The sequence below is a fragment of the Glutamicibacter sp. NPDC087344 genome (assembly GCF_044744225.1).
In the GTDB taxonomy this organism is placed as follows: Bacteria; Actinomycetota; Actinomycetes; order Actinomycetales; family Micrococcaceae; genus Glutamicibacter.
This window is the reverse complement of record NZ_JBIUXY010000007.1, coordinates 185631-204426: the sequence shown is the minus strand read 5'-3', so window position 1 is coordinate 204426 and position 18796 is coordinate 185631. Positions and strand designations below refer to the sequence as shown.

Genomic DNA, 18796 nt, shown 5'->3' with positions numbered 1-18796 from the left:
CATTGCCACTGCCACTAGCTACGCTGTAATACATGTCCGCAGTCCAAGCCGCCCTCACCGCTCGCCGCTTACTGGCCGAAAGCCCGGCATGGGGTTTGCTTCGCGCAGACAACGCACCCGTGGCATTTGGTGTGCTGGGAGCCAGGTTTTCGCGCCAACGCCGGCAAATCGCCGCCCCAGAACTGATCGAGGCGGTGGACGCAGACCTTGATGAGCTTCGCGACCGCGGTTTCGACCTGCCGCAAACCGCAGCGAACTACATTCGAGCATGGCTTTCCGACGGCTACCTTGTCCGCCGCCCCGGTGATGCCCGCGAGGAACTTTATGAGCTCAGCGACGGGTCGTTAACCGCCCTGCGTTTCATCGAGGATCTTGCAGTTCCGCGGACCTCCGTCACGGAGTCCCGCCTCTCCACCATCGTTTCCCGGGTCCGGACCTTGAATATCGACACCGACCCGGATATTTCCCGCCGGTTGGACGCGCTGCGCGCGCAGCGCGATGCCCTGGACGCCAGGATTGAAGCACTCACACGCGGTGAAACCACGGATATTGATGAGCAAGGCGCCGTTGATGCGGCCATGGACATCCTGTCGCTAGCCAGCCAGCTTCCCGAAGACTTTGCGCGGGTCCGTGCGGAGTTGGAAACCATCAACCGCTCGCTGCGCGTTAAGTTGGTTGAGGAACCGGCCTCCCGCGGCAGCGTCTTGGATGATATTTTCCGGGGTGTCGACCTGCTGGCGGAATCCGATGCCGGACGGTCTTTCTCCGCGTTCCATGCCTTGTTGCTTGATCCCGAACGCACGGTCGCGGTAGACGATGACATTGATGAATTGCTCAGCCGTCCCTTCGCCCGCAAACTCAATGAAACTCAACGGATGGCGCTGCGCGACCTGTTGCCCGGCATGCAGGACTCCAGCGCTGAAATCAGCATGGTGATGACCTCCTTGGGCCGAAGCCTGCGGCGATTTGTCCAGTCCGAAGAACTCGCCGAAGACCGCGAGGTGCATCGACAGCTGCGAAGCACCATGTCTGCTGCCTTAACAGCCGCTGCGACGTTGCGGCCCTTCACCAAACTGGGGTTCGAGCTGCCGCTCACCGGCCTGCAAACGTCCTCGCCCAGCGCGATGAAGCTGCACAATCCGTCGGAATCCCAAACAAGTGAAGCCTTGGTCATTCACTCTTCAGGCACCGCTGACCTGCAAGCCTTGCGTGAATCCGTGCGCGCTTCGGAAATTGATTTCACCGAAATCACAGACAATATCAACTCCGTGCTCGAAGCCCAGGGTTCGGCCACCATCGCCGAGATCCTTGAAAAATACCCTGCGACCCAGGGAATCGCCAGCGTTGTCGGCCTGCTGGTGCTCGCCGAATCGCATGCGCAGACCGTCAGCGGCACACCGGAACCGGTCAGCTGGGTCAGCGCCGAAATCACCCGCCAAGCCACCGTCCCCCGCTTCCTCTTCCAGGAGAAGATCGTATGAGCGAGCCAACGTTCACCACCGCAGGAATCGAAGACACGGCAAACCGTGATGCCCGGCTATGGCCCGAAGACACCGGCGAACTCTCCGCGGCTTCCCGCAAGGTTTTGGTGCAGTTGGTCAAGGGGCCGTATGTCTCAGCGGAACGCCATTCCGAAGCGTGGCGAGTGCTGCTCACGGACACCACCGCGCTCCGTTCCCGGCTTGCAGACATGTTCCTCGACCTGGTGTTGGACGAAACGCAGGGTGTGGCTTTTGTCCGCAACGCCTCCTTGGAGGCTGGGGCTCCGCAGGTGGTCCGCACCATGGCCCTGACGTTTTTGGACACCGCAATGCTGCTGTATCTGCGCCGCGAGCTTCTGCGCGGCTCTAACACCCAGCGCGTATTTGTCGGCCGTGATGAGGTATTTGATCATCTGAACAGCTATCGTTCCGCAGAGTCCACCGATGAAGCCGGGTTCCTCAAACGGGTGAGTTCCGCCTGGACCAAGATGCTCAAACACAGCTTGCTGCTCTCTTCCAGCGTGCCCGACCGGTTTGAAGTTTCACCGATCCTGCGCCTGATCTTCTCACCGGAGCAGATCCGCGCCGTCGAGGACGAATACCGACGGCTCGCACGGCAAGACAAATTTGATGATGTGGAAACCGAGGAAGACCAGTGAGCGCAGCATTGCCAGCAGGCCAGTGGCGGCTTGAACATCTAGAACTCGCCAACTGGGGCACCTTCTCCGGCCTGCATTCGGTGCAGATTCCACGCAAGGGTTTCCTGCTGACCGGCGAGTCCGGTTCCGGCAAGTCGTCCCTGGTGGATGCCATCAGCGCGGTGCTCACCCCGCGCGGCAAAACCCGTTTCAACGCGGCGGCAGCCGATGGCAGCACCCGTTCCGCGGACCGTTCGGTGCTAACGTACGTGCGTGGCGCCTGGCGGCGCAGTGCAGATGAAGAAACCGGTGAAATCACCAGCCAGTACCTGAGGCCCAAAGCCACCTGGTCCGGAATCCTGCTGCGTTATTCGAACGGCAAGGCGCAAACCCAGACGCTGGTTAAACTGTTCCACGTCAAGGCCGGGGATAATAATCCCGCTGATGTCAAGGATTTATCCCTGCTCACCGGCGAGGCCCTGGGCCTTGCGGAGCTTGAAGCCTACGCCGCGAACGGGCTGAAGGTACGCGAACTCAAAGCGGCCTTCCCGGAAGCAACCGTGGATTCGGAACACTCACGTTTTGCGCACCGCATCTCCCGCGCCTTGGGGCTCTCCGGCGAGCGCGCGGCGCTGCTGCTGCACAAAACTCAATCGGCCAAGAACCTCGGTTCGCTTGATGAGCTCTTCCGGAAATTCATGCTTGACGAGCCGGGAACGTTCGCGAAGGCGGATTCTGCGGTGGATCAGTTCACCGAGCTGAACGCGGCCTATGAGGCGGTGTTGCGTGCACGGCGCCAGGTCGAGCACCTCAGCCCGCTGCGGGCCGCGAATACCAAGTACGAGCACTCAGCGCAGCGCGCCGATCAGGTGCAGTCCCTGCTGGATCATCTCGATGATTTCACCCATGCCTGGCGCCGTGAACTGACAGTAGCCGCGATTGATGACGGCCGCAGCCACCACGGCACCCTGCAACGCCAGCTGGCTGAGGCGACCGAGGAGCTGGACGCGGCCGAGTCGGCCTGCGACACCCTGCGCGCTCAGGTAGAACAGCGTGGCGGGCTGCAACTATCGCTGTTGGAAACCAAACTGTCCGCCGCTCTCACCGGGCTTGAGAATATCAGGGCCGACCGTGCCAGTGTGCAGCGCAAGCTGGCTACGGCCCTCATGGCCATGCCCGAAGATGCCGCGCAGTTCGCTGAACTCGTGGCCGAATGCACCCGGTTGCTTGAGTCCAGCACCGAGGAAAAACAGCGCCTGGAGCAAACGCTGGGAGATGCCAGTTCGCAGCGTCTTCAGGCGGCCGCCGCCGTCGCTGAGGTTAACCGGGACATGAACGCGCTGCGCAGCAGCCGCTCCAACCTCCCCTATGATCTGCTCGCGGCACGCCAGCTGATTTGCGAGGATACCGGTTTGGATCCACGCACGCTGCGGTTCGCTGGCGAACTTTTGCAGGTGCACCCGGACTTCGCCCAATGGTCCGGTGCGATTGAACGGGTATTGCGTCCCCTCGCGCTGGTGATGCTGGTCCCCGCGGCTCATGCTCTGAAAGTTTCCCAGTCGGTGAATGCACACCATTTGGGTACCTCGCTGAAGTACGAAACGATCTCTCGGCAGCAGCCTGAACGGCCTCGGGCGAGCGGAGTGAATTCGCTGGTGCAGCGGGTCCAGGTGGCGGATACTCCCATGCGTGCCTGGCTGGAGCACCGGCTCTCAACCCGTTTTGACTACCAGTGCGTGGACAGCGTTGAAGAACTGCAGGCAACCACGCAGGGTGTCACCCTGGCCGGGCAGGTCAAACGCTCCGCGCATTCTTTCGAGAAAAACGATCGCCACAAGGTCAATGATCGACGGCACTGGGTCCTTGGTTTCGACACCGATTCCAAGCTGGAACAGCTGCAGCTGGAGTTGAAAGCCGCCGGCGGCGCACTTCAGCGTTGTTCGGCCACCGAGCAGAAAGCCAAAGCCGCCCTGGACCTGCACAACGCACGGTGTTTTGTGGCTGCAGACATGGTGGATCTGCCGTGGGACAAACTCGACCAGGACCGGGCGGCCCGGCAGATCACCGAACTTGAAAATGCCAGGGCTACCCTGCTGGCAGATGACTCTGATTTGCGTAGCGCCCAGCACCAGCTGGAACTGGCCAAGGCCCGTGAGACCACGGCACGCGGTGCTCAACGCGAAGCGCAAAAGAACGAGCTGTCCGCGTTGGCCACGGTGGAAAAACTGCAAGCCGCCCTGGCTCAGCTTGATGAGTCGCCGGCCGGTGAGGTGCCGGCGTCCGTCGCCGGTGCCCTGAAACAGGAATTTGTCAGGGTTCGAACCCAGCGGACCACTACTCCCGAGTCGATTGAAATCGACGCCCGCCGGGCGCAGTCGGCGCTTTCCCGGACCAAGGAGGAACTGCGCGGTGCCATGGCGGACCTGCACCAGCAGATGTCCAAGATCATCACCGCATTCAAACTTGGGTGGCCTGAGTCGGCAGCGGATCTTGAGGATTCGGTGGATGACCGTGCGGGATACCTGCAGGTGCTCAGCGCGTTGGAAGCCGACCGGCTTCCCGAGTTCGAAGACCGCTTCTTCGATATGCTGCGCACCCAAACCCAGCAGAACATTGCTCAGCTGCGCGAACAGATTCAACGCGCCGCCAAAGAAATCCGCCGCCGCATCGAACCGATCAATTCCTCGTTGCTGCGCAGCTACTACTCCCCCGGCCATTACCTGCAAATCCGGGTGGAAGATGCGCGGCCGGCCATGGCCAACGACTTCCTGAAGGATCTGAATACCGTCACCACCGGTGCGCTGGCGCCGGAAGAAGACCGTGCCGAGGCTGAGGGCCGGTTCAAGGTGCTCGCCCGGCTCATGACTCAGCTGGGTTCCTCGGAACCTGCGCATCGGTCCTGGCGCCAACAGGTGCTGGACGTACGCAACCATGTGCGGTTTACCGCCATTGAAGTTGATACCGAGCGCAACGTCATGGACGTGTATGACTCGGGTGCTGGGCGTTCGGGCGGGCAGAAACAGAAACTGGTGGTGTTCTGCCTGGCGGCCGCCTTGCGCTACCAGCTGGCGGGGAATGCAAAGTATCCGACCTACGCCTCCATCGTCATGGATGAGGCTTTTGACAAGGCAGATACCAAGTTCACCAAAACCGCCATGGATATCTTCACGGAGTTTGGTTTCCATATGATTCTGGCGACCCCCATGAAACTGCTGCGCACCTTGGAAGACTATGTTGGCGGTGTCGCGTTGGTGACCTGTGAGGATTCCCAAGCTTCGCATATTTCGGAAGTTCCTTTTGAGCCTACGTCCGAAGATGAAGCAGAAGAAGCTGCCGAGCCCGTTGCGGTTGAAGAGATCGTTCCCGAAGCCCTGTTTTAGAAAGTCATGCCATGATCACCGTCAGTGAAGCACGGACACGTTTGGGGCGGATCTATGACCGCAAGTGCTCGGCCTGGGCGGTAGTACCGTTCATGCCTGGCGACGCGGTGCTTTTAGGTCTTCAACCTCCCACGGACCGGCAAGCGGCTAGCGATCTTGGGCTGGTGGCAAGCTGGCTGAGCGGTTGGAGCAAGATCAACGTCGCGGGCCTTGAGATCATCTGGGAACAGCGCCATTGGCCTAACAGCGGGACTCAGCTGATCCCGGTGAAATTGGAAGCCCAATCTCCGCAGGCGTTGGCGAGTTTTCTGGGCCGCGCCTCGGCATGGGAAATCCACCATGCCAGGGCGCAAAGATTGCTGAACTTGGGTAGTGGCAACCCACCGGAGGCATCGGCTTTTGCCGCGGTGGTTTCCAAGCTCATGAACAAGATTGCGGCCTTGGAGAATGATGATTTTGACAGGGTTTTTGATGTCCTTCATTGGCTGCAGCAGCATCCGGGCTCAAAACTTTATCCACGCCAGTTACCGGTCGAAGGCATCGATTCCAAATGGCTCGAACGCCACCTGTCGGTGATCAAGGCACTGCACGTGGCATTGGGCGGCGCCGAGGACCTGGGCTTAGCCAGCGCGCCAAAACATTACCGGGTCCGCTTTCTTGATCCTGTTTTGGCCCCTGCCGGACTATGCGATGTGACCGCTCCGATAGAGCAATTGGCGAAGCTTGGCGTGCCTGCGCATACCGTCATCGTGATCGAAAACCTCCAAACACTGCTTTCACTGCCCGAGATTCCTGGCACCGTGGCGCTGCACGGCGCAGGATACGATGTGCGCTGGTGTGCTCAGCTTCCGTGGGTCCGCGCCGCTACGTTGCTGTACTGGGGTGATCTTGACGCCGATGGGTTGAACATTCTCGCGGCTTTACGCAGCGTGATCCCCGAGGTCCGGTCGCTGATGATGGACGTGGAAACCTTCACCAGGTTTGCTCAGTTTGCAGTCCCGGATCCCAACGGCCCGGGACGCTCGGCGCCCACGGCGCTGACCACCGGTGAAACTGCCGCCTATGAAACCTTGCGGGATTCCGGTGGTCTGCGCCTAGAACAAGAACGAATCGATTGGGCCCACGCGCTGCAGGTCCTGCACCAAACGCTGGATGAGTATCCCGCCTAAAATTCGTCCATAAATCGGTCGTTGACCGAAACTGCATAAAATTCCGAGGCGTCTGGAACTTCAAACGCGGTCTCCACCAGCCACTCGCGGACTTCGTCGTATTCGGGGTGCTTGGGATCCTGCATGACCTGCATTTTGTACTCCCACCCGCCAATTCCTCCCGAGTCCTCCACGGGAGCGAATCTGCGACCGCCGGTGCACCGCGGCAGGAATTCTTGATTCGCTTCAAGCACTTTCTCCACCTCGATACGCACCTGCCAGTCATCGCCAAAGTCGTAGGTGTATTCAAGCCGGTCCTTGACGTTGTGCAGCACCTCGGAAATCGGTGTCGATTCCTCGTCTGCGTCGTACGTCATGGCACCGAAGAGCGCCCCATAGGTTTTCCCACTCCGTAAACCTGTCTGGAACATATGCTCATGGGAATCGGTCCACATGAAGGCGGCCTGAATGATGTCGTGCAGGTCCCCCAGGTGCAGATCCAACGGCACCAGCACCCGACGCCAGATGGGAGGCTTGGCATCGCGGAGGCTCAGCTTAAGCTGCAAAACTTCACCGGCATACCACGTAGTTCGTTCGGGACGTTTAGGTTCGTCTTCGTCCCACCCAAGTTCGGGTTCAAAGGGTGAGAACTGGTCGTCATCCTCGGGGTCGTAACTCTCCTCTGCTTCCAAATCAGCGAGGATCGCCGCCACTACGGGTGGAACCGAGTAGTGGTCACCGGATTCGACAATTCCCAATGCCACCAGTTCACGCATCTGTTCGTGAGCCTGATTCCAGGTGTCTTTTTCCACGAGAGGAGGTGGCTTCAGGTCCGTTCGAACCGGCTCCTGGACCTGCGCCGCGGTTAACCATCCGAGCGTCAGCTCCCACACTTCCTCCTCGTTCGGGGCGTCCGGGGCGCTTTCAAGTTTGGTCTCCAGCAACAGCTTTAGCACCCAGCGGACCAACGTGCAGGTTGCCTCGAACGCTTGCAACCCCTCACGCTGTGCGAAGGCCTCGGCATTCTCCACTGGTTCAGGCTGCTCAAAATCCAGATTCAACACCCGGGCGATGCCTAGCGAAGCGAAAACAAGTCCAACAATCAGCTCCCACCGTTCACCGCTGAATCCGGCGGGTATAGAGGAGTCCAGTTCCTGCACCGCGGATTTGATCAGGCCTTGGCCATCTTCCTTGCTCCATCGCCGCCCCTTGGATTCAGCCACCCACTGTGCCATGGCGTGGCCTAAAGCAACCACGGGCATTTGTTCGAACTGGGCCAGGGCGGCCTCTACACGTTCTTCATCGGTCAAACCGTCGTCAAGCTGCGTGTCGTCCTCCAGCACCCCGGCCAGGCCGGGCCCACCATTAAACGAGAACTGCGAGCTGCGCAGGCCTTGGCGCAGCAATTCAAGTTCTTGCTCGGGATACTTCCAACGGCCGGAATCCTGCAGGAAGAGCGTGTAGGCACCCCATGACTCAGTAAAAATTTTGGCGAGATATTCCTTGTCCTCACGGTGTTCCTCGCGGTCTACGAGCCCATGGACAATGGCGAGAACTGTCTGCGGATCAAAATCCGTGACCGATTCAATCTCGAGAAGATCGGCGTAAACGCTCATCGAATCACGAACCGCCGCCAAGGTGATTTCCACCGACCCGGGGCCTACATAAGCCAGTTCGAACCACCGCGCGAAGTCCGGTGTCAGGTCATCGATTCCACGGTTGACCTTGCTGTGCGCCAGGGAGATGATGTTCGAATTAATCTTTGCTGGGTGGCCCTGTTTGCGCTGCGGTTTCTTCTTCTTTTTGGACACGGTACTGCACCTCTCCAACGGTTCGTTGTTTACTCTCAAGATTACGACGTATAGGTGCCGATACCGGTTTACCCCTTGAACCTTTGTGTTTCGGAATCCGCATCCGGACAAGGGCACGGCTGGGTACCGGGGCCGTGTGTCCGAGTTTGGTGCATACACCCACGTCGCAGATGGTTGATCCAGTTGATCCGCAGCATATGGCTTCTGCGGCACGGGAAGAACCACACGTAACTTCCACCGCTGGCGCATGAGCGAAGACCTCCGGTTCACTCTGGATGCACGCACTATTCTGGCAAAAGACTGATAGTCCTTGCGAAGCTCGTTCAACTATATTAATGAGCCATCCAGAGCAAACAAGATATCCGGATTGACCTGTGCTTTTAGTGCAACCAGTGGGTTCTTGGCACCTATTTTGCCGCCATGATTCCGGCGCCTGATGACTCTTGGAAACGCCAGCAGTTTTCAAAAACATTCGGGGATCTGATATCCCGAACTACTTGTCGCAAAATCACGTAGAGTGGCATAGACACTGTGGCATCGCAAAACCATTGAAACTCGAATCTTGCGATGCTCACCGTGACTGATGGGGTCACTCGGAAAGTTACGAACAAGGTGGAGGTAGTACACATGCCAGGACGCATCGTCAGGACAGAAACTGCTGAGCGTGTCACTGAACTTTTGAGTTCACGGGAGGGACGCAGTCATCTCAGCGCCCATGGGTGGATTCAGAATATGCCGGTCGTGATGACGGCTGCCAAGGAATCCGCCAATGATGTCATGGGTCTCGTATCGATGCATGGACGAGCCGTTCTCGTTGCAATGATCGATCCGAGTTCCAAGGAGCTCAAACTGATCCACATTTCCACACCCAATCAGGCATTGAAGCCTGTGCCGGTCGAAGCGGATTCGGTTCCCATCGGCTCCCTTTTCGAACGAGCCGAACGCGAAGGTACGGTAACCTTCCGGGTCAAGTATTGGGAATACAGCGCTGTCGCGCATCCAATCCCAAGTTTCCAATCAATTCCCAGCTCAGCAAAAATGAGTTATTCGCGTAGGGTCACCATCTAGCCTTACCGACAGCAGCAAACCTTCGGTGCCGTACGAGCTGCGGCGAACCGAGTCAGAGGCCGTTTCCTTACTGAAGGGGACGGCCTCTTTGCCACTCTCCTGACAGGGCCGTTTGAACCTCACCTTGAAGCGCTCTGGCACATCAAAGGCGCTGAGCTGAAAGGTGAATTTACCGGCAGGAACTCGACGCATCCCAGGTGCCGAATCGAAGTTCAGGCGATATCTTGTGTTGCCGACCTCGGCGCGGGCCACCGCGGCGGCCCTTCCTTGCACCAACTTCGGCAAATGAATCGGCGTACCGAACACCCATTGCGGCTACGCAGTAGGTTTGGGGTGTATCCCGCGGTTCGAACCCCCGTTACCCCTATGGTCATACGAACGGACGCAGTTCAGCAGGTCTTGGACTTCTTCGGCTCGGCCATTCCAATACCCTGCGCCTAACCCGAATCCATTAGCGGCCTCGCCGGCCATCTTCCGCAAACCGTCGCGGCGGTCTTCCAAAGCGGTTGTCAGGTCGTCATACTGATCAATCGTCAGCGACAAGGACAGATCATAATTTTTGCGTTTGCTCCCATTCACCCTGAGCTCCTCGTGGGTCCCATCGTTCAACGTTCGTCCCGAGACTACGCCGTGTTGGACCGAACTTCGATCAGACCGAGGATTCATCCAGACTTTTCCTAGGAGAAGTATTCAGGGGTGCGCCTTCAAATCCTCGCCAGATGGTGTTCAGCGCGCAAAACCGGCGAGCACCACCGACCTGTACATCTCGAAGACAGAGGTGGAGCCGTACTGCAACAAGCTCACCGAGCGCGCTTAAGTTCTCGATACGCTTCAATCGACCCGTTGTACCGGCGCAGCAATTTTGCAAAGGTGTTGACGTCCTCGGCGGACCAGTCGGCCGTAATAGCATCGAGGTCACGGATATACCCCGCGCGGTCTTCCTCTAACAGTTTTTGTCCATGCTGGGTGACACCGAGTTTCCGTGCGGCACTTCCGCTTGGATCCAGGCTGCGTTCCAGCAACCCCTCCTGAACCACCGCAGTAACCTGACGCTGCAGGGTTGAGGCGTCCAGGCTCAGCGCGGCACTCAGCTCGCCAATGGACATCGGTCCCCGGGCAAGGATTTGGCTCAGGATGAGGTAGGCGCTTCGGTCCAAACCGTTACGACGTCGGTGCTGGGCAACAAAAAACCGGCTCAGCATCATCTGCTCGTACTCAATAACCGCGGTGTCTCGCTCGATGTAAATCACGCTCCAATCGATCTTTAATGCTACCCGAGATGTGTATGATGAATATCGTATGTATCTTACACATTCCCCGGAAAGGCACCCTTGACCAACCGCGCCCGAACATCCGCCACCCGGCCGGGAACTACCGTCGGCATCCTGGCAACCGCCGGTATCGCCTCGGCATTGACCCAGACCATGGTTTCACCGCTCATCCCGCAGTTGCCGGAAATCTTCAACACCTCAGCGGAGAACACAGCGTGGATTATCACGGCAACTCTGCTGGCCGGCGCGGTGGCAGTTCCCGTTTCCGGACGGCTGGGCGACCTCTTCGGCAAACGACGGATGATCCTCATCCTCGCGCTGCCGCTAATTATTGGCGGTCTCGTCTGCGCGGCGGCTCCCAACGTCACGATCATGATTATTGGCCGCGCTTTGCAAGGTTTCGGCTCAGGCATGATCCCCTTGGGTATCGCCATGCTGCGTGACCTTGTACCCAAGGAACAGCTTTCCTCCGCCATCGCCACGGTCAGCGCCACGCTGGGCGCCGGAGGCGCCATCGGCCTGCCGGTCTCCGCGGCGGTCATTGAGTTTTCAAACTGGCGCTGGCTGTTTATTGGCGGCTCCGTGGTCTCCCTGATTGTTGCGCTACTGATCTGGAAATTCATCCCCGGAAGCAAAGCCGGTGCCGCGGGGCAGCGCTTCGACTGGCTTGGCGCCATCGGCTTGTCCGCAGGCATCTTGTCATTGATGCTGGCCATTTCAAAGGGTTCATCATGGGGTTGGGCTTCGCCGCTGACCCTTGGTCTTTTTGGCCTGGCGTTACTGGCTCTAGTCTCCTGGGGGTTCTGGGAGCTTCGCGCCACCGACCCATTGGTTGATTTACGCACCGCAGTGATTTCCCGTGTCCTGCTGACCAACATCGCTTCGATCTTTGTTGGTTTCGGCATGTACGTCAGCATGTTGTTGATGCCCCAGATTCTTCAGCTTCCCGAAAGCACCGGATACGGACTGGGACAGTCGGTTCTGGCCGCTGGATTGTGGGCGGCACCAGCTGGATTCATGATGCTGATCCTCTCTCCGGTGGGAGGAAAACTCTCCGACAAACGGGGCGCCAAATTCACCCTGCTCGTGGGCATCATCATCCTGGCGGCTGGCTACCTGGTCGGCCAATGGGGCATGGGAAGTACGTGGGGTTTGCTGATCACCGCGGTGATCATCAACAGCGGCGTGGCCTTTGCCTACGGCGCCATGCCATCTCTCATTATGAGTTCGGTGCCGCGTAGCGAAACCGCGGCCGCCAACGGCTTCAACACGTTGATGCGTTCGCTGGGCACCACCGGTAGCGCCGCCGTCATCGGTTTGGTGTTGGCGCAAATGTCAACCGACTTCCACGGCACACTGATTCCTACCGAACAAGGATTCCGTACGGCGTTGATCCTCGGAGCGGCGTTCTCCCTCGCCGCCGTGCTTGTAGCCATTTTTATTCCAAAAAACGCACCACGCAGCGAGCTGGAACCGGTTGATGTTCCGTTGTCGGCCAATACCAAGTAATTGTCCGGGCTTTGCCGACGCTCTACATAGGGCAGGCACAGTCCCCCGGATTAGAGTTATAAGTACCTCATAAAGGTGCGAGTGATGATCGAAAAGATCCCCGCCGGGTTTCCCGGCGGGGATCTTGGGTTAACGGTGGGTGCCGGACAGGCTAGCGCCTCGCTAGGTCAAGGGTCAGCACATAGCACCGCCGCTTTCACTGCTCCATATCTGCACGCCGGCAGCCGAAGTCTGCGTACCTAGTCATCAGAAGCCGTTGAGCACATGCGTGGTGTGAACCACCGCCGGTGCGCCGTCCAGATGATCGCCAATAAGCTGCCGCCATTGCCCATAGGCCTGAGAGGAACGGAAATGCTCGGTATGGTGTTCCACCGTTTCCCACCCAACACGCAGCTCATAGGTGGAGGTAGATTCCACCACTCGATTCAGCGTCATTGATAGGGCCCCGGCCGCCTGCTGAAACAACACGATGGCTTCAAGGGCGGCTTGCTCGAATGCTTGTTCATGGCCAGGCAGAACCTTGATGGTTGCAACTTCAAAAATCACTGCGCTGCTCCTGTTGCACTTGGCTGGGTAGGATGCTCCGTATCAATACGGTGCCGGTCAGCCGAGCCGTCCATGGTTCTAGTGGCGTCAATGGAGGCGTAGGTCCAGAAAATTTTCATCTCTTCGATATCGGAGGCGTTGCGGAATCTATGGACAATGTTCGCTGGAACGAATGTTGTTTCATAGGTTTCGAGGAAGAATTCAGTCCCGTCGATGTCCACGTACGCGGTGCCCTCAATGACCATGACCGACTCAACACAATTATGGCTATGGTGCCCAATTGCCGCTCCGGGCGCAAAGGTTGTGATCCCGTTCAGGAACGTTGTCGACCCGACCTCGGCAGTCACCAGAGGAACCGTGACCGCGCCGTTTCCCCGGTCCTTGGCGGGAAGCTGTGATGGACGCAGAATCGCGGCCGGAACCGAGCTGTTTTCAGCATAAATTTTTGTCATGATCAGTCCTTAGGCCTTTGACGTCGGGCCGTACCAAACGGTTTTGATATTGGTGAATTCACGGATTCCGTAGGAGCTCAGCTCACGCCCGTAACCGGATTTCTTGATTCCGCCGAAGGGAAGGCGCGGGTCCGAGGCGACCATGCCGTTCACAAAAACTGCACCGGCTTCAAGCTGTGCAACAACCTGTCGCGTGGTCTCGTGGCTTTCGCTGAAGACCGTGGCGGCCAACCCGAATTCGGTTTGGTTGGCCAATCGGACGGCTTGTTGGATCGAGTCGACCCGGATAATCGCCGCCACCGGTCCGAAGGTTTCCTCATCGAAAGCCGCATGGCCAGGCTGCACGTGATCCAGCACGGTGGGTGCGTAGTAGAAACCGTCCCCCTCAAGCAGTTTCCCGCCCAGTTTGAGCTCGGCTCCCCCGGCAATACTGCGCTGCACCTGGTCGTCAATATCCGCACGCAAATTGGCGCGGGCCATGGGGCCGATCTGGGTGGTGTCCTCGGTCGGATCACCCACTTTCAGGGCGGCAACACCTTCGGTGAAGAGCTTCACAAATTCATCGGCCACACTGTCATGGACAATAAACCGTTTGGAATTCACACAGCTCTGTCCGCCATTGGTGAATCGTGCTTTCACCGCCACTTCGGCAGCTTTGCGCACGTCCGCATCGGCCAAGACAAGGAATGGGTCCGAGCCGCCGAGCTCGAGGACCTGCTTCTTCAAGCTCTGTCCTGCCTGCCCGGCGACGATGGCACCAACCTCAGTGGAACCGGTCAGGGTGACTGCAGCGATGCGGTCATCGGCAATGATGCCAGCGACCTTGGACGAATCAACCAGAACGGTTGAGAACAGGCCTCGCGGCACCCCGGCATCTCGAAGGATTTCTTCGGCCGCCAAAGCGGCCTGCGGCACGTTGTTGGCGTGCTTGAGGATCGCCCCGTTGCCCGCGGCCAAAGCGGGAGCCGCGAATCGGAAGAACTGCCAGAACGGGTAGTTCCACGGCATGATGGCCAGCACGACACCTAGGGGTTCGAAAACGACGCCGCTTTCTTCGGCCTGCGTCTCGATGGACTCCGCAGCGAGATATGTTGCCGCGTGCTCAGCATAGTAATCCAGGGTCAGTGCGCACTTTTCAATTTCCGACCGGGCTTCGGTGATGGGTTTGCCCATCTCCAAGGTGATCATCTGCGCGTACTTTTCTTTGCGCTCGCGCAGCACCTGAGCGGTTTTGGTGAGGTAACCGACTCGTTCAGTCAACGGCACCGTACGCCATTGTTTTTGCGCCTGAGCTGCACTGGTGAGGATGTCATCAATTTCTTCTGCCGTGTGCGGTTCGAAGGCGGCAACCTGCTGGCCGGTGGCTGGGTTCACAGTAGTGATCATTTAGATTCTCCCTAAATTGAGAAAGTGGACTAGAACAGTGGGTAGGCCGCGAAAAGCCCGCCGGCAATGAGCATGGCCAGGGCCACCAAGAATCCGCGCCAGATAACCTTGCGGAAGTGCTCGCCGAGCTGCACATTGGCCATGCCGATAAGCAATAGGAAGGAGGCAACCAACGGGCTGGACTGGTGCAGCGCCTGGCCCATCAGAGAGGCCCGGGCCATTTCTACCGGGGTGATCCCGAAGTGGCCGGCGGTCTCCGAAAGGATCGGCAGGACACCAAAGTAGAAGGCATCGTTGGTCATGACAAAGGTCAACGGGATGCTGAGGATGCCTGCGATTCCGGCCATGAACGGACCCAACGAGGCTGGCAAGATGGACACCAGCCACGCGGCCATGTCTTCGATCATCCCGGTACCGTTCATCACTCCGGTCAGCACCGAGGCGGCAAACACCATGCCCACCACGGAGATCACCGATGAAGCATGGGCCTGGATTTGCTCTGCCTGTTGCGCAACCTTCGGGAAGTTAATGATCAGCGAAACACCCACGGCCACCATGAAGATCAGGGCCGGTTCAACGATATCTGCCACCAGCAGCACCATGACGGCCAAGGTCAGGATGAAGTTCACCCAAATCAGCTTGGGCCGGGCATTGGCGCGCTGGACAAACGTGCCATCTTCGCTAAAGGACGCAGAGAAATCTGAGCCTTGAGCACTTCCCTGCGCCGTGGCAGAAGATGCGGCGCCGTTCTGCGACTTCGACCATCCTCCGCGAACCAAGGCGTCTTCCATGACTCGTTTCCCGGTTGAGCGTTCGTCAAGGAACACCAAGCCCAGGCGCTTCTTTTCGGAGAGTCCCAGGAAGTACGCAAAGAGCAGCACGGCGATCAAACCGGTGACGATCGCCGGGATCATGGGAACAAAAATATCGATGGGCGAGAGACCCAGAGCGGCCGCAGCGCGTGAGGTGGAGCCACCCCACGGAACGGTATTCAGCACACCATTGGACATGGCGGCGACCACGGTCAGCACCACCGGGCTCATTCCTAAACGCAGGTAGAGCGGGAGGAATGCGGAGGTGACGATGATGAAGGTTGTCGACCCATCGCCATCCAGTGACACCACCGTGGTGAGCAGTGCGGTTCCAACTACCAGTTTGGTCGGATCATTACCGGCAAACTTCAGGATCCCTCTGATCAGCGGGTCAAACAGCCCCACATCGATCATGGTTCCAAAAAAGATGATGGCGAAAAACAGCAGCGCTGCGGTAGGGGCAAGCTTGGCGACTGATTCCATCACCATGTCGCCTACCCCCAGGCCGGCTCCGGCGAAAAGGCCGAAGGCCAACGGAACCAAAATGAGGGTGGCGATCGGTGTGAGCTTCTTTGCCATCACCAGGTACATGAAGGTGGCGATCATGAGAAAGCCGAGGAGAACAAGCATCGTTGACGTTTCCTTGCGGGTGAATTCGGGCTGGAAAGTGATTGGTGACACTTACTGTACTTGTATACCTAACGGTACACAAGATTGTACATGTCTTGGTGCACCGGGGCGACGTACACTAGATTCATGGACAAGGACCTCAGCCAGCGCGCACCCGGGAAAACCGATGCCGTTTATCTTCAGCTCAAATCAGACATTGAAGAAGGCGTGTTTTCGCCGGGTGAGACCCTGCCCGAAATCATGCTGGTTGACCGCACTGGCGCGTCCCGGACACCGGTGCGCGAGGCCCTGAGGCGACTCGCGGCAGACGGACTGGTGGAGATCGCCCCGCGCCGGCCAGCCGTCGTGTCACGCATTTCACTCAGGACGGTTCGGGAGCTTTTTGACTTCCGGCGCATCATTGAACCCGCGGCCATCCGGCTGGTCGCGCGAGAAGCGGAGGAATCCGCGGAGATCAGGGATCACTTCGCCGCACTGCAACAGGACTTCCAGGAGATCCTGGACCTCGAATACAACGAATCCTTTGCCGCAAGATTTCGCGCAAACACCCGGCGCTTTGACGACCTGCTGCTGCAGTACACACCCAATGGGCACCTGAGCCGGTCGATTGCCGAGTTGCGCACCCACACGGCGCGCCTGAAGAGAATTGCCCACACCGACCATGCGCGACTGCATGAATCAACCGCGGAGCATATCGCCATGTGCCAGGCGATTATCGAGGGCCAGGAGCAGCAGGCCGCCACCATGCTCGATGAGCATCTGCATCACGTTGACCGCGCAATTTTTGCCGCCCTCCTGGATCAGCAGGAATCAGGCAGGAGCCGCGGCCACGTCGACCTGCTGGGATAGGTAGGCAGCGGGCTACTCGAACCAGCTGAACGAGTTGACCAGCTCCCCCGAAATGTTCACCTGGCTTCCGGGAACAACAACTTTCTGAGAGATTTCTCGATACGTGAAATAGTGCTCAGCCTGCTTGTGCTCGTTTTCAAACGCCTCTTCATCCCGATATACCTCATAGAACGCGAAACGATTACTGTTGCCACCGAGTTCAATCACGTCAAAGCGGTAGCATCCCGCTTCGTCACGCACCGACCTTCGGCTGTTTTCTGCAATGGCAGCCAGGAACTCGTCGCGGTGCTCGGGGATAACTTCCAGGGTGACCCACAAGGAAAACATTAAGGACCTCTTTCGATCGGGCGTACTCTTTGTCGAGTTTTTGATGTACATTTGATTGTATACCTGAATGTGTACATCATTCCCAGATCGGAGCGAGACATCATGGCTCTCAATCAAGACACCCAATCTCCCGTAAAAACAGAGAACCTTCTGTACTTCGCGCAACAAGTACTCCAAGCCGAAGGCCTCAGCCCCGAGCATGCACTGCTTGTCGCCGATTCTCTGGTTCAGGCCGACCTCTGGGGCCATCAATCCCACGGAGTTTTGCGACTGCCCTGGTACGTTGCACGCCTGCGCACCGGAGCCATGAAGGCCTCCAGCGAGGCGGCCACCCTGATCGACACCGGAGCAATGTTGCTTCTTGACGGTCAAGACGGCGTAGGCCAGGTCCTCACCGACCTAGCCCAACGCGAAGCTGTGCAACGCGCGAAAATCCACGGCGTCGGCGCCGTGGGCATCCGCAACTCAAATCACTTCGGTACCGCCATGTACTACACCCGCAAGGCAGCCGCCGAAGGCTGCGTGTCCATCCTGACCACCAACGCTTCCCCGGCAATGGCCCCGTGGGGTGGCAAGGAAAAAGGAATCGGCACCAATCCATGGTCCATCGGCGCCCCGTATAAAGACGGCGCAGTCGTCATGGATATCGCCAACACCGCGGTGGCGCGCGGCAAAATCTATTTGGCCCGCCAGCGCAACGAGGCAATCCCCGAGTCATGGGCGCTCACTCCGGAAGGAATGCCAACCACAGATGCCGCCGAAGCAGTCGACGGCGTCATCCTGCCCATGGCAGGCCACAAGGGTTACGCAATCTCCTTCATGATGGATGTGCTCTCCGGGGTGCTCACCGGAAGCTCCTCAGGCAAGAACGTTAACGGACCCTACCGAGAAAACGAACGCTCCGGCTGCGGACACATGTTTATCGCACTGGATGTTTCCAGCTTTGGTTCCCCCGAAGACTACACAGAGCGCCTGGAACAGCTCATCAATGAGGTCAAAGAGACTCCCTTGGCCCACGGAGCATCAGAAATCTTCATCCCGGGAGAGCTCGAAGACCGGCACGAGGCGGCCCGCAGAGCCGAAGGAACCCTCTTGCTCCCGGAGCAAACCTGGGCAGACTTGGCAAAACTAGGACACGAAACAGATGTAGAGCTGCCAAGCCGGGCCTAGCGCGCTGCTGCGCCTGACCCCAAAGTCGCGGAAATATCGCATGCCGGTTGCCACCTCCTGATTTCTAGACCGACACCGATGTTCCCCTTCCGGAGCACCGGTGCACTTGATGAGAAAGTGCCACCGCTCCGCACCAATGGCCTGAGAAGCAAAATAGCTCGCTTCTCAGGCCATCGGCGCAAAAACGATTGCGTATCCGCGGCGAGTGCGAACAGTTTGAGGTGTTGCAGCAAATCTGGTGACCATTGGCGCTCTCCGCATATCGAAATACCACCCATAAAGTCCAGATGTCCAGAAACCCAGATCAACCGCCACCTT

15 protein-coding genes are annotated in these 18796 nt (G+C 58.6%); 8 read left to right on the top strand and 7 right to left on the bottom strand.

Annotated elements, in window-relative coordinates; genetic code table 11:
• The first annotated feature begins 32 nt into the window (after window positions 1-32).
• From ACIOWL_RS14185 to ACIOWL_RS14170, 4 genes are read left to right on the top strand one after another with little or no spacing between them, the layout of a single operon-like run.
• The gene (locus ACIOWL_RS14185) at window positions 33-1481 is read left to right on the top strand and encodes a DUF3375 domain-containing protein (protein WP_400386301.1); all 1449 of its coding nucleotides are present in this window, start codon (window positions 33-35) and stop codon (window positions 1479-1481) included.
• Window positions 1478-2140 (top strand): DUF4194 domain-containing protein, encoded by a 663-nt coding sequence (locus tag ACIOWL_RS14180; protein ID WP_400386298.1) that lies wholly within the window; start codon window positions 1478-1480, stop codon window positions 2138-2140. The genes ACIOWL_RS14185 and ACIOWL_RS14180 overlap by 4 nt, the downstream gene beginning before the upstream one ends.
• Entirely contained in the window at window positions 2137-5499 is a 3363-nt protein-coding gene (locus tag ACIOWL_RS14175; protein ID WP_400386295.1) for an ATP-binding protein, read from the top strand. The genes ACIOWL_RS14180 and ACIOWL_RS14175 overlap by 4 nt, the downstream gene beginning before the upstream one ends.
• 11 nt (window positions 5500-5510) lie before the next feature.
• On the top strand, window positions 5511-6668 hold the full coding sequence (locus ACIOWL_RS14170; protein WP_400386292.1) for a Wadjet anti-phage system protein JetD domain-containing protein: 1158 nt from the start codon (window positions 5511-5513) through the stop codon (window positions 6666-6668).
• On the opposite strand, the gene ACIOWL_RS14165 is transcribed toward ACIOWL_RS14170, so the two are convergent.
• The gene (locus ACIOWL_RS14165; protein ID WP_400386289.1) at window positions 6665-8458 is read right to left on the bottom strand and encodes a plasmid pRiA4b ORF-3 family protein; all 1794 of its coding nucleotides are present in this window, start codon (window positions 8456-8458) and stop codon (window positions 6665-6667) included. The genes ACIOWL_RS14170 and ACIOWL_RS14165 overlap by 4 nt on opposite strands.
• 627 nt (window positions 8459-9085) lie before the next feature.
• On the opposite strand from ACIOWL_RS14165, the gene ACIOWL_RS14160 reads away from it, so the two are divergent.
• Complete coding sequence (locus ACIOWL_RS14160) at window positions 9086-9526, top strand: hypothetical protein (RefSeq protein ID WP_400386286.1); 441 nt, start codon at window positions 9086-9088, stop codon at window positions 9524-9526.
• 800 nt (window positions 9527-10326) lie between these two features.
• On the opposite strand, the gene ACIOWL_RS14155 is transcribed toward ACIOWL_RS14160, so the two are convergent.
• On the bottom strand, window positions 10327-10776 hold the full coding sequence (locus ACIOWL_RS14155; protein WP_400386283.1) for a MarR family winged helix-turn-helix transcriptional regulator: 450 nt from the start codon (window positions 10774-10776) through the stop codon (window positions 10327-10329).
• An 81-nt stretch (window positions 10777-10857) separates the two neighbouring features.
• Here ACIOWL_RS14155 and ACIOWL_RS14150 point away from each other — a divergent pair, with 81 nt between their 5' ends.
• Window positions 10858-12306: an MFS transporter gene (locus ACIOWL_RS14150; protein ID WP_400386280.1), complete on the top strand. Its 1449-nt coding sequence runs from the start codon at window positions 10858-10860 to the stop codon at window positions 12304-12306.
• A gap of 246 nt (window positions 12307-12552) precedes the next feature.
• Here the strand turns inward: ACIOWL_RS14150 and ACIOWL_RS14145 are convergent, their stop codons facing one another.
• The 4 genes from ACIOWL_RS14145 to ACIOWL_RS14130 are packed head-to-tail and all read right to left on the bottom strand — an operon-like array spanning window position 12553 to window position 16183.
• A complete protein-coding gene (locus tag ACIOWL_RS14145) occupies window positions 12553-12852 on the bottom strand; it encodes an antibiotic biosynthesis monooxygenase family protein (RefSeq protein WP_400386277.1) in 300 nt (99 codons plus the stop codon).
• Window positions 12849-13304, bottom strand: coding sequence for a cupin domain-containing protein (locus ACIOWL_RS14140; protein ID WP_400386274.1), 456 nt, complete (start codon window positions 13302-13304; stop codon window positions 12849-12851). Before ACIOWL_RS14140 ends, ACIOWL_RS14145 begins: the two co-directional genes overlap by 4 nt.
• 9 nt (window positions 13305-13313) lie before the next feature.
• Window positions 13314-14690 carry an NAD-dependent succinate-semialdehyde dehydrogenase gene (locus ACIOWL_RS14135; protein ID WP_400386271.1) on the bottom strand — a complete coding sequence of 459 codons (1377 nt, stop codon included), beginning with the start codon at window positions 14688-14690 and terminating at the stop codon, window positions 13314-13316.
• 29 nt (window positions 14691-14719) lie between these two features.
• Complete coding sequence (locus ACIOWL_RS14130; protein WP_400386269.1) at window positions 14720-16183, bottom strand: CitMHS family transporter; 1464 nt, start codon at window positions 16181-16183, stop codon at window positions 14720-14722.
• A gap of 75 nt (window positions 16184-16258) precedes the next feature.
• Here ACIOWL_RS14130 and ACIOWL_RS14125 point away from each other — a divergent pair, with 75 nt between their 5' ends.
• On the top strand, window positions 16259-16981 hold the full coding sequence (locus ACIOWL_RS14125; RefSeq protein ID WP_400386266.1) for a GntR family transcriptional regulator: 723 nt from the start codon (window positions 16259-16261) through the stop codon (window positions 16979-16981).
• Window positions 16982-16993: 12 nt separating this feature from the next.
• Here ACIOWL_RS14125 and ACIOWL_RS14120 read toward each other — a convergent pair whose 3' ends face one another.
• On the bottom strand, window positions 16994-17308 hold the full coding sequence (locus tag ACIOWL_RS14120; RefSeq protein WP_400386263.1) for a putative quinol monooxygenase: 315 nt from the start codon (window positions 17306-17308) through the stop codon (window positions 16994-16996).
• 102 nt (window positions 17309-17410) lie between these two features.
• Here ACIOWL_RS14120 and ACIOWL_RS14115 point away from each other — a divergent pair, with 102 nt between their 5' ends.
• On the top strand, window positions 17411-18478 hold the full coding sequence (locus ACIOWL_RS14115; RefSeq protein WP_400386260.1) for an Ldh family oxidoreductase: 1068 nt from the start codon (window positions 17411-17413) through the stop codon (window positions 18476-18478).
• Window positions 18479-18796 lie beyond the last annotated feature (318 nt).

Bases quoted from the DNA above. Each gene is read 5' to 3' on its own strand.
- ACIOWL_RS14160 (WP_400386286.1), top strand. From the start codon at position 9,086: ATGCCAGGACGCATCGTCAGGACAGAAACTGCTGAGCGTGTCACTGAA.
- ACIOWL_RS14180 (WP_400386298.1), top strand. From the start codon at position 1,478: ATGAGCGAGCCAACGTTCACCACCGCAGGAATCGAAGACACGGCAAAC.
- ACIOWL_RS14125 (WP_400386266.1), top strand. From the start codon at position 16,259: ATGGACAAGGACCTCAGCCAGCGCGCACCCGGGAAAACCGATGCCGTT.
- ACIOWL_RS14120 (WP_400386263.1), bottom strand. From the start codon at position 17,308: ATGTTTTCCTTGTGGGTCACCCTGGAAGTTATCCCCGAGCACCGCGAC.
- ACIOWL_RS14135 (WP_400386271.1), bottom strand. From the start codon at position 14,690: ATGATCACTACTGTGAACCCAGCCACCGGCCAGCAGGTTGCCGCCTTC.
- ACIOWL_RS14115 (WP_400386260.1), top strand. From the start codon at position 17,411: ATGGCTCTCAATCAAGACACCCAATCTCCCGTAAAAACAGAGAACCTT.
- ACIOWL_RS14170 (WP_400386292.1), top strand. From the start codon at position 5,511: ATGATCACCGTCAGTGAAGCACGGACACGTTTGGGGCGGATCTATGAC.
- ACIOWL_RS14185 (WP_400386301.1), top strand. From the start codon at position 33: ATGTCCGCAGTCCAAGCCGCCCTCACCGCTCGCCGCTTACTGGCCGAA.
- ACIOWL_RS14140 (WP_400386274.1), bottom strand. From the start codon at position 13,304: ATGACAAAAATTTATGCTGAAAACAGCTCGGTTCCGGCCGCGATTCTG.